The organism is Planococcus sp. ISL-110 (assembly GCF_018613575.1).
In the GTDB taxonomy this organism is placed as follows: Bacteria; Bacillota; Bacilli; order Bacillales_A; family Planococcaceae; genus Planococcus.
In genome coordinates this window covers 52,337-65,140 of sequence record NZ_JAGGPX010000034.1, presented here as the reverse complement: position 1 = coordinate 65,140, position 12,804 = coordinate 52,337, and the positions used below count along the sequence as shown (strand labels likewise).

Annotated in this window: 12 protein-coding genes and 1 other annotated feature; all 12 genes read left to right on the top strand. The window is 43.9% G+C overall.

Annotated elements, in window-relative coordinates; all coding sequences use genetic code 11:
• Window positions 1–80 precede the first annotated feature (80 nt).
• The 12 genes from J7I83_RS16670 (at window position 81) to cysS (ending at window position 12,802) form a co-directional block, all read left to right on the top strand.
• Window positions 81–371 (top strand): hypothetical protein, encoded by a 291-nt coding sequence (locus J7I83_RS16670; RefSeq protein ID WP_215102574.1) that lies wholly within the window; start codon window positions 81–83, stop codon window positions 369–371.
• A gap of 159 nt (window positions 372–530) precedes the next feature.
• Complete coding sequence (locus J7I83_RS16665; protein WP_215102572.1) at window positions 531–1,001, top strand: CtsR family transcriptional regulator; 471 nt, start codon at window positions 531–533, stop codon at window positions 999–1,001.
• Window positions 1,002–1,013: 12 nt separating this feature from the next.
• The gene (locus tag J7I83_RS16660) at window positions 1,014–1,547 is read left to right on the top strand and encodes a UvrB/UvrC motif-containing protein (protein WP_215102571.1); all 534 of its coding nucleotides are present in this window, start codon (window positions 1,014–1,016) and stop codon (window positions 1,545–1,547) included.
• Window positions 1,537–2,628 carry a protein-arginine kinase McsB gene (gene mcsB, locus J7I83_RS16655; RefSeq protein ID WP_215102569.1) on the top strand — a complete coding sequence of 364 codons (1,092 nt, stop codon included), beginning with the start codon at window positions 1,537–1,539 and terminating at the stop codon, window positions 2,626–2,628. Before J7I83_RS16660 ends, mcsB begins: the two co-directional genes overlap by 11 nt.
• Window positions 2,625–5,087, top strand: a complete 2,463-nt coding sequence (locus J7I83_RS16650) for an ATP-dependent Clp protease ATP-binding subunit (protein WP_215102567.1) — start codon at window positions 2,625–2,627, stop codon at window positions 5,085–5,087. Before mcsB ends, J7I83_RS16650 begins: the two co-directional genes overlap by 4 nt.
• 60 nt (window positions 5,088–5,147) lie before the next feature.
• Entirely contained in the window at window positions 5,148–6,524 is a 1,377-nt protein-coding gene (gene radA, locus J7I83_RS16645; RefSeq protein ID WP_215102565.1) for a DNA repair protein RadA, read from the top strand.
• 93 nt (window positions 6,525–6,617) lie between these two features.
• Window positions 6,618–7,712, top strand: a complete 1,095-nt coding sequence (locus tag J7I83_RS16640) for a PIN/TRAM domain-containing protein (RefSeq protein ID WP_215102563.1) — start codon at window positions 6,618–6,620, stop codon at window positions 7,710–7,712.
• A gap of 16 nt (window positions 7,713–7,728) precedes the next feature.
• Window positions 7,729–8,424 carry a 2-C-methyl-D-erythritol 4-phosphate cytidylyltransferase gene (gene ispD / locus J7I83_RS16635; RefSeq protein ID WP_215102561.1) on the top strand — a complete coding sequence of 232 codons (696 nt, stop codon included), beginning with the start codon at window positions 7,729–7,731 and terminating at the stop codon, window positions 8,422–8,424.
• Window positions 8,421–8,921, top strand: coding sequence for a 2-C-methyl-D-erythritol 2,4-cyclodiphosphate synthase (ispF, locus tag J7I83_RS16630; protein WP_215102558.1), 501 nt, complete (start codon window positions 8,421–8,423; stop codon window positions 8,919–8,921). The genes ispD and ispF overlap by 4 nt, the downstream gene beginning before the upstream one ends.
• A gap of 42 nt (window positions 8,922–8,963) precedes the next feature.
• Window positions 8,964–10,427 carry a glutamate--tRNA ligase gene (gene gltX, locus J7I83_RS16625; protein WP_215102556.1) on the top strand — a complete coding sequence of 488 codons (1,464 nt, stop codon included), beginning with the start codon at window positions 8,964–8,966 and terminating at the stop codon, window positions 10,425–10,427.
• Window positions 10,428–10,470: 43 nt separating this feature from the next.
• Window positions 10,471–10,690, top strand: a binding site (T-box leader).
• Between the two features lie 52 nt (window positions 10,691–10,742).
• A complete protein-coding gene (gene epsC, locus J7I83_RS16620) occupies window positions 10,743–11,405 on the top strand; it encodes a serine O-acetyltransferase EpsC (protein WP_215102554.1) in 663 nt (220 codons plus the stop codon).
• Window positions 11,402–12,802, top strand: a complete 1,401-nt coding sequence (gene cysS / locus J7I83_RS16615) for a cysteine--tRNA ligase (RefSeq protein ID WP_215102552.1) — start codon at window positions 11,402–11,404, stop codon at window positions 12,800–12,802. Before epsC ends, cysS begins: the two co-directional genes overlap by 4 nt.
• Window positions 12,803–12,804 lie beyond the last annotated feature (2 nt).

The window sequence follows — 12,804 nt, the reverse complement described above, 5'->3', positions numbered from 1 at the left end:
TACCGATTCCGGTAACGGCTTTTTTGTTTGAAAACGATGAGAAGATAAAAGTGGAAATTTATAAAGGAGCAAAATAAGGGTTGAAGGTGTTATGGAATGGGAAAAACATGAGTGAGGTGAAATCTATGAAACCAGGTATATATAAAGTAGAAGCTATTGATAAAAGAACAGTATTATTAAAGACTACAGAAGAAGGTGATGAACAGTATACATTTCCTTTAGCAGACTTCACTCATAATGTTTCCGTAGGAGATGTTGTAGAAATTTGGCAAGAGGGTATAAAGTGGAAAACGAAATATGCGGAAGAAAAAACAAGGTCAGTATCGAGTCATACTAAAGATTTTGTGAAAAGAATACTAGATCAGGAATAAAGTTAAAAAGTCTTTTAGCGAAGTTGGCTTAAAGACTTTTTTTATTGGTAAACACTTTCGATACATACTATTTGATTCCTATAAAAAACTTGGTGTATAATTAAGTCAAATATAGTCAAAGTCAACTTTGGCCTATTATGTATCGAAGAGGTGAAAGCGATGCGGAATATTTCGGATGTAATAGAAGGTTATTTAAAGCAAGTTATCGAATTAAGCGAGAGAGATCATATTGAAATTAAACGCAGTGAAGTAGCCGAGAAGTTTCAGTGTGTGCCATCTCAAATAAATTATGTCATTAATACCCGTTTTACTGTTGACCGCGGGTACTCAGTAGAAAGTAAACGCGGCGGCGGTGGATATATTCGTATTAGGAGAATCCGACTTCATCAAAAGTCGGATGTTATAGCCGAAGTTATTCAGCGTTTAGAGAACGGTGCTACGCAGGTTATGGCGGAGGATATTGTTTTCAGGCTGCTGGATGAAGAGATTATTTCTAAGCGGGAAGCAAAGCTTATTCTCAGTGCTGTTGATCGTAGGGCGCTGCTTTTGCCTCTTCCGACACGTGATGAAGTCCGAGCGCGCATTCTCATAGCGATGCTCTTCACAATTAAATATCAATCGAACACATAAAGGGGTGAAAAGATGATTTGCGATCAGTGCGGAGAACGTTCCGCATCAGTAATAGTTAAACAACAGCAACAAGGACAGATAACAGAGCTTCATTTATGCCATATCTGTGCTGCTGAAAACCATAGCATTAATATTGCTTTTGAGCAGGATCCATTAGCTATTCATCAGCTATTATCAAATTGGTTCCCTAATTCGCAGGCATCCATTAACCCTGCTAGAAAAGAAGTAGCAACTTGCCCTTCCTGTGGTTTTACTTTTTCTAAATTTTTGCAGATTGGGAAGTTTGGATGTGCTTCTTGTTACGATACGTTTTCACCACAGCTCATTGAAATATTCAAACGTTTCCATAATGGGAATACAGAACATACTGGTAAAATACCGGCTTCTTATGGAACTACCTTAAAAATAAAAAAAGAAATTGAAGAACTTCGCAAACAAATGCAAATATCAATTCAGTCAGAACACTTTGAAGAAGCTGCAAGATTAAGAGATGAAGTAAAAGTGTTGAGTTCCAAGCTTGAGCGAGGTGCTCCAAATGGCAGTTGAACGGTTTCTGCAACCTCGAGCAAGCAGTTGGATGGCTAATGATGGTGAAAATGTCGATATTGCAATGAGTACCAGAATTCGATTAGCAAGAAATCTAAATGATTTTAAATTTCCTTATTCATTTACGGAAGATGAGGCACTCAAAGTAGATAAAGAAATCTCTTCTGTATTATTAGATAAAGGCAGTGAGTTAGACTATACTTTTAGCCATGTAAGTATAGAAGAACTTGCCCAGCTGCAAAAAGAGGTACTAGTGGAAAAACATTTAATCAGCCCTTATCTCGCTAATAGCCAACATTCAGGTTCTGTTTTATTGTCTGAAGGTGAAGAGCTGAGTATCATGGTAAACGAGGAGGATCATTTACGGATTCAAAGTCTGCAGTCAGGATTTCATCTTCAAAAAGCCTATAAAATAGCCAATGAATTAGATTCCTTATTAGAGAAGAATTTGTCTTATGCTTTTCATGAGAAGTATGGCTACTTAACCAGCTGTCCCACCAATGTCGGTACGGGCATGAGGGCGTCTGTTATGCTTCATTTGCCGGCTTTGACTATGTCGCATCAAATTCAACGGATCATTCCTGCAATTTCAAGACTTGGTATGGTGGTTCGCGGTATTTATGGTGAAGGCAGCGAGGCATTGGGGAATGTTTATCAAATATCCAATCAATTGACACTTGGCAAATCCGAATACGAAATTCTTCAGGATTTGGAAAATATGACAGAACAGATTATTCAGCAGGAACGTAAGGCACGGGAAGCGATTGTTCTAAATTCACCATTGGTATTGGAAGATCGTCTGTATCGGTCGCTTGGAATTCTTACCCATTCGAGACTGCTGACTACGGAAGAAGCTGCTACTTGTTTGTCAGATGTTCGATTGGGTATTGATTTAAAGATGATTCAAGATGTAGATATGTCAATTTTGAATGAATTGATGATTTTTATGCAGCCGGCATTCCTGCAGCAATATGCAGACAAGCCGCTGCAGCCGAAACAACGCGATTTTGCTCGGGCAAAATTGTTCCGGGAGCGATTGAATAAAGAAGGTATAAATAGTGAAGGAGAGGATCTTGCATGATGTTTAATCGATTTACACAACGCGCACAAAAAGTTCTTCAGTTAGCTCAAGAAGAGGCCATTCGCATGAAACATGAATCAATCGGTACAGAGCATATTCTTCTAGGTTTAATTCGCGAAGGTGGCGGTATAGCCGCTAAAGCTTTGGAAGCGATTGAAGTGAACACACAATTGATTGAAGAAGGCGTTAAGGAACTTGTTGGTGTCGGCGAAAAAGATGTTGGTCCGATTGTCCACTATACGCCGAGAGCGAAAAAAGTTATTGAATTGTCAGTTGATGAGTCCCGTAAATTGGGCCATTCTTATATTGGTACAGAGCATTTGCTATTGGCGCTGATTCGCGAAGGTGAAGGCGTTGCAGCCCGTGTGTTAGGAAATGCAGGTGTCAGCTTGAATAAGGCGCGCCAACAAGTGTTGCAGCTTCTGGGGAACAATGAACAGGCATCTACAGGCACAAGCCCGAATGCTTCGGCAAACACACCGACATTGGATGGTTTGGCACGTGATTTGACTCAGGTAGCCCGTGAAGGCGGATTGGACCCGGTTATCGGCCGTAGTGATGAAATCACACGTGTGATTGAAGTGCTGAGCCGCAGAACGAAAAACAATCCTGTATTAATCGGTGAACCAGGTGTCGGTAAAACAGCTATTGCTGAAGGTTTGGCTCAACAAATTGTCAATAATGAAATTCCTGAAACCCTGCGTGACAAACGCGTCATGGTTTTGGATATGGGTACAGTGGTTGCCGGAACAAAATACCGTGGGGAATTCGAAGATCGCTTGAAAAAAGTGATGGATGAAATTCGCCAGGCAGGCAATGTTATCCTCTTTATTGATGAGCTTCACACGTTAATTGGAGCAGGTGGGGCAGAAGGTGCAATTGATGCATCCAATATCCTGAAACCTTCATTGTCTCGCGGTGAACTTCAATGTATCGGTGCTACGACTTTGGATGAGTACCGCAAGTATATTGAAAAAGACGCGGCGCTTGAGCGCCGTTTCCAACCGATTCAAGTGGACGAGCCTTCAGTAGAAGAGTCGATTCAAATCATCCGTGGTTTGCGTGACCGCTATGAAGCGCATCACCGCGTGAAAATTACCGATGAAGCGATCGAAGCAGCTGCTAAAATGTCAGACCGCTACATCTCAGATCGTTTCTTACCGGATAAAGCGATTGACTTGATTGATGAAGCGGGATCTAAAGTAAGACTTCGCTCTTACACGACTCCGCCGGATCTGAAAGAGCTGGAAGCACGGTTGGAAGCTGCACGCTCAGAGAAAAATGAAGCGGTGCAAAGCCAAGAATTCGAAAAAGCGGCTTCGCTTCGTGATGCGGAACAAAAACTGCAGAACCAATTAGATAAAACGAAGAAAGAATGGAAAGAAAAGCAAGGAAAAGAAGAGTCTGAAGTAACAGTGGAAGATATCGCGAAAGTTGTGTCCATGTGGACCGGCATTCCGGTCTCAAAACTGGCTCAAACAGAATCTGATAAGCTCCTGAACTTGGAATCGATCCTTCATAACCGTGTTATCGGTCAGAATGAAGCTGTCACTTCAATTTCAAAAGCTATCCGTCGTGCGCGTGCTGGATTGAAAGATCCGAAACGCCCAATCGGCTCGTTCATCTTCCTTGGACCAACTGGTGTTGGTAAAACGGAGTTGGCGCGTGCGCTGGCTGAATCCATGTTTGGTGATGAAGAAGCGATGATCCGCATTGATATGTCCGAATACATGGAAAGACATTCGACTTCACGTTTGGTCGGTTCTCCTCCAGGTTATGTAGGTTACGAAGAAGGCGGACAGTTGACAGAGAAAGTCCGTAGAAAACCATACTCAGTAGTGCTGCTTGACGAAATTGAAAAAGCTCACCCTGACGTGTTCAATATTCTTCTGCAGGTCCTTGAAGATGGTCGTTTAACGGATTCAAAAGGCCGCAGAGTCGATTTCCGCAACACAGTCATCATCATGACTTCAAACGTTGGTGCGGAAGAGTTGAAATACAATAAATATGTTGGTTTCAATTTAGATGATGCAAAATCGGATTACAAAGACATGAAAGGCAAAATGCTTGCTGAATTGAAAAAAGCATTCCGCCCAGAGTTCCTGAACCGTGTCGATGATATGATCGTCTTCCATTCTCTTGAAAAAGAAAACTTAAGAGAGATTGTTAATTTGATGACGAAACAATTGGTTGATCGCTTGAAAGAGCAGGATATCGATTTGGAGTTGACTGAAGCGGCGCTTGAAAAAGTGGCTAAAGAAGGATATGACCCAGAGTATGGAGCACGACCACTTCGCCGTTCCCTTCAAAAACATGTAGAAGATCGTCTGTCAGAAGAGCTGTTAAAAGGCACAGCACTATCAGGCCAACGTATTATCTTCGATGTAGAAGATGACGAATTCATCGTTCGCACAAAAGAAACAGAAGAAGCAAAAGAAGCGGTAGTGGAAAAAAAATAAAAACATTCCGCTCGCCGGAGATGGTCTCCGGCGAGCGTTTTTCTATTTAAGGAGGTACACATGGCTAAGAAAAAGACGAAATTCATTTGTCAGTCGTGTGGCTATGAATCAGCCAGATGGATGGGAAAGTGTCCAGGCTGCGCAGCATGGAATACGATGACTGAAGAAGTAGAGATGGCTGCTCCCAAAGGGACGCGCGGTGCTTTTCAGCACAGTGCATCAGTTCCTCAAAAAGCGACGCCAATCAATGCAATTGAAACACAGGACGAGCCTAGGGTGGAAACTGAACTCAGTGAATTAAACCGTGTGCTTGGAGGCGGCATTGTTCCGGGGTCACTGGTACTGATTGGTGGAGATCCGGGTATCGGGAAATCGACTTTGCTTTTACAGGTTTCCGCTATGCTTGCAAATAGTGGGAATCGGGTATTATATATTTCCGGGGAAGAATCTATTCGCCAAACCAAATTGCGGGCAGAACGTCTGAATGCCTCATCTTCAGAGCTGTTCATTTATGCAGAAACGAATCTAGAGTTGATTCATCATACAATTGAAGATGTGGCTCCTGATTTTGTAATTATCGATTCGATTCAGACAGTTCATCATCCTGAGGTGACTTCCGCACCCGGCAGTGTGACACAAGTAAGAGAAAGCGCCGCGGAATTGATGCGGATTGCGAAAACGAAGAATATCGCCATCTTTCTTGTTGGGCATGTAACAAAAGAGGGGCAGATTGCAGGGCCTAGGATTTTGGAGCATATGGTGGATACGGTGCTGTATTTTGAAGGGGAGCGCCATCACACCTATCGGATTTTACGGAGTGTCAAAAACCGTTTCGGTTCAACCAATGAAATTGCGATTTTTGAAATGCTTCAAAGCGGATTGAAAGAAGTACTGAATCCTTCCGAGCTATTCCTGCAGGAACGGTCGAGCGGTGCAGCAGGTTCGACAGTCGTGGCCTCGATGGAAGGAACGCGTCCAATCCTTGTTGAAATTCAGGCTTTGGTGACGCCGTCGAGTTTTAACTATCCGAAACGCATGGCTACAGGCATCGATGTCAACCGCGTGTCGCTGTTGATGGCAGTGCTGGAAAAACGGGCAGGCATGTTAATGCAGACACAGGACACCTATATTAAAGTTGCAGGTGGGGTTAAGCTTGATGAGCCGGCCATCGATTTGGCAGTGCTCGCAAGCATTGTCTCAAGTTTCCGGGACAAGGCGCCTAATGTCTATGATTGTATTATTGGAGAAGTTGGGTTGACCGGTGAAGTAAGGCGTGTATCACGCATTGAACAGCGCGTTCAAGAAGCAGCTAAGCTCGGGTTCAAGCGGGCAATTGTTCCAGCATCAAATTTAGGTGGCTGGGATTATCCTGAAGGGATTCGTGTGGTCGGCGTAGAAAGTGTTAACGATGCATTAAAAGAGATTTTTCCACAGTAAGGAGGCAATCATGCCTCCTTTTATTTCTAAATAAGAGTCATTAAAGCGTTTCAGTTTTAAAATGTGTATAATTATAAAAAGGAGGTGGAGCGTGTGTTAAGGCCTATTATACAAATTATGTTTTTGCTTATTGGTGCGACAGTCGGAATTTTATTATTACCATCTGCATTTGAACTTATTCCCCTTCTCGACAATCCATGGATCAGTAACCCTTACGTAGCAGCAATTGTTGGTGCTCTTGTCTTTTTCCTGTTATCTTTGTTGTTTGTAGATTCGCTCATCAATTTTATGAAGTGGATGGAAGAGAAACTGCTTCACGCACCAACACCCGATCTATTGTTCGGAACCGTGGGCATGATCATCGGCCTTGTAGTGGCGTTTTTGATCGGCTTTGCATTAAGTACCGTCGATATTCCGTTGGTGGCGACAGTGGCACCGCTAGTGCTGTCTGTGGTGCTTGGCTATTTAGGCTTCCAGGTGGGCTTCCAAAAGCGTGAAGAGATGTTGACCATGCTGACACCGGCTAAATTCACACCGGTGAAGAAACTGGAATTGGAAGAGCCGGTTGAAAAAGCTTCTTATAAACTGCTTGATACCAGTGTCATTATCGATGGCCGGATTGCTGATATCTCGGCAACAGGTTTCATGGAAGGCACTTTTGTGGTGCCACAATTTGTCTTGTCTGAGCTTCAGCATATTGCCGATTCTTCGGATACCTTGAAACGGACGCGCGGCAGGCGCGGTTTGGATATTTTGAAAAGGCTACAAAGTGAACGTGTGGATGCCATTATGATTACTGAGGAAAATTTTGATGAAGTCAGCGAAGTCGATTTGAAATTGATGCGCGCTGCGAAAAAAATGGGTGGCCAAGTCGTGACCAATGATTTTAATCTTAATAAAGTATGTGAACTTCATAATGTTCCTGTATTGAATATCAATGACTTGGCAAACGCTGTAAAACCTGTCGTGATTCCAGGAGAAGACATGCATGTAGTGGTCATCAAAGACGGCAAAGAGCAAAATCAAGGTGTGGCTTATTTGGATGATGGAACAATGATTGTTATTGAAGATGGCAAAGGGTTTATTGGCCAGGCGATCAATGTCACAGTCACTAGTGTTTTGCAGACTTCTGCAGGGCGGATGATTTTTGCGAAGCCGCGCGAAGGCAAACAAACGGCAACAAATTGATAAAGGATGTTATCCAATGAACTATACAGTCGTCTTGCCTGCTGCTGGCAGCGGGAAACGAATGAAAGCAGATAAAAACAAATTGTTGCTCGAGCTTTCCGGCAAACCGATATTCCTTTATACGCTGGAGGTTTTTCAACGGGATCCAAATTGCGATGCGATTTGGTTGGCGGTAAAAGAGCAAGAGCGGGAACTGATCGAAGAATATGTAATACGCTATAATATTACAAAAGTACAGGGTTACGCTGCAGGGGGAACCGAAAGACAGGATAGTGTCAGGGCCTGCCTTGAAGCGATTCCACCTTGTGGCATTGTTTTGGTTCACGATGCGGCACGGCCTTTTATTGACAAGGAAGTTATTGAGCGATTGGTGGAAACCGCGCAGGCATCAGGGGCAGCTATTGCCGGTGTACCGGTCAAAGACACCATCAAAAAAGCGGAAAATGGTGTCATTTCAGAAACGGTGGACCGCAGTCATTTGTGGATGATCCAGACGCCCCAGGCTTTCCGATATTCATTGATCTTGAAGGCAGCGCGAACAGCCCACAATGATGGTTTTATGGGGACAGACGAAGCGATGCTCGTTGAGCGCTTGAATTATCCCGTGGCTATTGTTGAAAGTACATATGAAAATATCAAAATGACGACGCCGGATGACTTGATCTACGGGAGAGCTATCCTGGAGAGTCGACTACAGGAGGAACAGAAATGATTCGAATTGGACAAGGTTATGATGTACACCAGTTGGCAGAAGGAAGACCTTTCATATTGGGCGGCGTTGAAATTGAGCACGATAGAGGACTGCTTGGTCACTCAGACGCGGATGTTCTATTGCATACCATTACGGACGCTGCGCTTGGTGCGATTGGCGGAGGGGACATTGGCAAACATTTTCCGGATACAGATCCTGAATTCAAGGATGCCGATTCCCGGAAATTACTGACGCATATTTGGAAATATGTCAAAGAACAAGGTTATGAGCTCGGCAATGTTGATTGCACGGTCATTGCCCAGAAGCCGAAATTGGCACCTTATATTGAACAAATGCGCGAATCGATCGCGGGCTTACTGGAAGCTGATATTTCACAGGTCAACGTCAAGGCGACGACTTCCGAGCACCTTGGATTTACGGGGCGTGAAGAGGGAATTGCTGCATTAGCGGTGATTTTACTGAACAAGCGTCCGGTTTCGCTCGATGTCCCAGAGTGATAGAATAAAAGAAGGATATACGAAAATTTAGGAGGAAATTAAATGACACAAGAAGTACGCGTACGTTATGCGCCAAGCCCGACAGGCCATCTGCACATTGGCGGCGCCCGTACAGCATTATTCAATTATTTATATGCTCGCCACAATAACGGGAAATTCATCGTTCGCATTGAAGATACAGACACGGCCCGTAATATTGAGACTGGCGTCATGTCCCAGTTGGATAATTTGAAATGGCTGGGCATCGAGCACGACGAATCGGTGGATATCGGCGGAGATTACGGTCCTTACCGTCAAATGGAGCGTTTGGACACCTATAAAGAGCACTCTGAGAAAATGCTTGAAAAAGGAATGGCCTATAAATGTTTTTGTACAGCTGAAGATCTGGAAACAGAACGTGATGCCCAAAAGGCATCCGGTATCGCAGCTCCTCAGTACAGTGGCACTTGCCGCAATTTAACGGTTGAAGAAGTCGCTGAAAAAGAAGCTGCAGACAAACCGTTCACCATTCGTGCGAAAGTTCCTGCTGGCGTTACTTATGAGTTCAATGATTTAGTGCGCGGTCCGATTTCATTCGAATCAAAAGATGTCGGCGATTGGGTAATGGTCAAGACCAATGGCATCCCGACTTATAATTTTGCTGTTGTCATCGATGATCATTTGATGAAGATTTCTCACGTGTTCCGGGGGGAAGAACATCTATCAAACACACCAAGACAAATGATGATCTACGATGCGTTTGGCTGGGAATATCCAGGCTATGGCCATATGACGTTGATCATAAATGAAGACCGAAAGAAATTATCGAAGCGTGATGAGTCGATTCTGCAGTTTATTTCACAGTACAAGGATCTGGGCTATATTCCGGAAGCTTTGTTTAATTTCTTTGCGCTTCTGGGCTGGTCTCCGGAAGGTGAAGAAGAAATCTTCTCGAAAGAAGAATTTATCCGCATTTTCGATGTCGAGCGCCTGTCTAAATCGCCATCGATGTTTGATAAGCAGAAATTAATGTGGATGAACAACCAGTATATCAAGCAATTGCCGCTTGAAGAAGTGGTGAAGCTGTCTCTTCCCCATCTGCAAAAAGCAGGCAGATTGCCAGAAGAAATGACGCCTGATCAAGCGGAATGGGCAAATAAGCTGGTTGCTTTGTATCACGATCAAATGAGCTATGGTGCAGAAATCACCGAACTTTCCGAGCAGTTCTTCACTGAGGATTTGACTTATGGAGAAGCTGAGAAAGAGATTTTGGCTGCTGAGCAAGTTCCAGAAGTGATGACGGCATTTAAAGAACAGTTGGCTGCCTTAGAGAACTTTGAGCCGGCTGAAATCAAAGCAGCAATCAAAGCAGTCCAGAAATCAACGGGCCATAAAGGCAAAAATCTGTTCATGCCAATCCGTGTAGTCATTACCGGACAAATGCACGGACCTGAATTGCCGGACTCTATTTCTTTATTAGGGAAAGACAAAGCCATTGCCCGCGTTTCCAAGTATGCGAGTGCGTAACATTGACTTATTGCGCTAACGGTGTAGAATGAATTTACCATTAATAAAAACGTTGACGGGAAGAAGTACATGCAGCACGCTCTTTAGAGAAGGTCCCCACCGGCTGAAAGGGATCCGGGCCGCTGTTGCATCGAAATGCCTCTCCGAGTGCTGAGTCGAATCAAGTAGACCAGACGTCTTGCCTGCGTTACGGGCCTTCGAGAGAAAAGGAAGTATATTGTCCTTTTAATCAGAGTGGAACCGCGCAACTATGCGTCTCTGTCATTTACATGACAGGGGCGCTTTTTATTTTGGAGCAGAAAGGGAGCGAGAGAGATGTTTAAATTATTGAAAGATGATGTTGATGTCATTTTCGAACAGGATCCGGCAGCACGTAATTATTTAGAAGTAATCTTAACCTATTCCGGTCTGCATGCCATCTGGGCACATCGTTTGGCACATTTCTTTTTTAAGAACAAATTATTTTTCATTGCCCGGGTCATTTCACAGATCAGCCGCTTTTTTACGGGAATCGAAATTCATCCAGGGGCTGTCATTGGCCGCCGCTTCTTTATTGACCATGGAATGGGTGTTGTTATTGGGGAGACCTGTGAAATTGGCGACAACGTCACGTTGTATCAAGGTGTAACATTGGGTGGCACCGGGAAAGAACGGGGAAAACGCCATCCAACATTGGAAGATAATGTTTTGGTTGCGACTGGCGCTAAAGTTTTAGGTTCTATCGTGATCGGAGCCAACTCCAAAGTTGGAGCGGGATCGGTTGTCTTGAAGAACGTACCGATGAATTCAACGGTAGTCGGAATTCCAGGGAAAGTGGTTATTCAAAATGGCGTGAAGGTAAAACCGGATTTAAATCATCAGAATATGCCGGATCCCGTTATGGATAAATGCGATGGCATGGAAATGAAGATTGCCAGATTGCAAAATGAAATTGACGAATTAAAAAAAGCCAGGCAGGAAGAAGGGCAACGTTTATGAGTATCCAGATTTTTAATTCATTGTCACGGCAAAAAGAAGCATTTATTCCTTTAGAAGAAGGAAAAGTGAAAATGTACGTCTGCGGACCGACCGTCTATAATTACATCCACATCGGCAACGCGCGCCCTGTGATCGTCTACGATACAGTGCGCCGCCACTTGGAATACCGGGGTTATGATGTGAAGTATGTATCGAACTTTACGGATGTCGACGATAAATTAATCAAAGCGGCCAATGAACTGGGCCAGGAAGTTCCGGAAATTGCAGAGCGTTTTATCGCTGCTTATTTTGAAGATACGAAAGCGCTGGGCTGCGCAGAAGCGGATGTCCATCCACGCGTTACAGATCATATGGCACAAATCATCGAGTTTATCGTAGCGTTGATTGAAAAAGGCTATGCCTATGAATCTCAAGGAGATGTCTATTACCGAACCCGTAAATTTGAAGGCTACGGCAAGCTGTCTCATCAGTCGGTTGATGAATTGAAAATTGGAGCACGCATTGAAACTGGCTATAAGAAAGAAGATGAGCTGGATTTCGTTTTGTGGAAAACAGCGAAGCCGAAAGAAATTTCGTGGGATAGCCCATGGGGCAAAGGGCGTCCGGGCTGGCATATTGAATGCTCAGTTATGGCACGCGAGCATTTGGGCGATACCATTGATATCCACGCAGGTGGACAGGACTTGACTTTCCCACATCACGAAAACGAAATTGCCCAATCCGAAGCATTAACTGGCAAACCTTTTGCGCGTTATTGGATGCATAATGGGTATATTAATATCGATAACGAAAAAATGTCGAAGTCTCTGAATAACTTTGTGCTGGTGCACGACATATTGAAGGAAATGGACCCGCAGGTGCTGCGTTTCTTCATGCTGTCTGTCCATTATCGCCACCCGATTAACTATTCGCAGCAATTGGTGGAAGATGCCGTCGCCGGACTGGAGCGCTTGCGTACGGCTTATGGCAACTTGAAGCACCGTTTAGGGACTTCAGCAGATCTGGGCGATCATTCCGATATTTGGATCAATAAAATCGAAGTCATTAAAACAGCATTTATTGAAACAATGGATGATGACTTCAATACAGCGAATGCGATTTCAAGCTTGTTTGACTTATCGCGTCTGTCCAATATGTATTTATTGGAAAAACAAACTGCGACAACGGTGTTGGAGACTTTTATTGCCGTGTTCGATGAATTAGCTGGTGTTTTAGGCGTGCCATTCAGCCAGCAAGAAGAGCTGCTGGACGATGAAGTCGAAGCTTTGATGGCGGAGCGTATTGAAGCTCGCAAAAACCGCGATTTTGCACGTGCTGATGAAATTCGTGATTTATTCAAAGAGAAAAATATCATCTTAGAAGATACGGCACAAGGTACACGCTGGAAGCGAGGGTAATA

Coding starts and splice junctions, on each gene's coding strand:
- J7I83_RS16665 (WP_215102572.1), top strand. CDS start 531: ATGCGGAATATTTCGGATGTAATAGAAGGTTATTTAAAGCAAGTTATC.
- J7I83_RS16660 (WP_215102571.1), top strand. CDS start 1,014: ATGATTTGCGATCAGTGCGGAGAACGTTCCGCATCAGTAATAGTTAAA.
- mcsB (WP_215102569.1), top strand. CDS start 1,537: ATGGCAGTTGAACGGTTTCTGCAACCTCGAGCAAGCAGTTGGATGGCT.
- J7I83_RS16650 (WP_215102567.1), top strand. CDS start 2,625: ATGATGTTTAATCGATTTACACAACGCGCACAAAAAGTTCTTCAGTTA.
- radA (WP_215102565.1), top strand. CDS start 5,148: ATGGCTAAGAAAAAGACGAAATTCATTTGTCAGTCGTGTGGCTATGAA.
- ispD (WP_215102561.1), top strand. CDS start 7,729: ATGAACTATACAGTCGTCTTGCCTGCTGCTGGCAGCGGGAAACGAATG.
- ispF (WP_215102558.1), top strand. CDS start 8,421: ATGATTCGAATTGGACAAGGTTATGATGTACACCAGTTGGCAGAAGGA.
- gltX (WP_215102556.1), top strand. CDS start 8,964: ATGACACAAGAAGTACGCGTACGTTATGCGCCAAGCCCGACAGGCCAT.
- epsC (WP_215102554.1), top strand. CDS start 10,743: ATGTTTAAATTATTGAAAGATGATGTTGATGTCATTTTCGAACAGGAT.
- cysS (WP_215102552.1), top strand. CDS start 11,402: ATGAGTATCCAGATTTTTAATTCATTGTCACGGCAAAAAGAAGCATTT.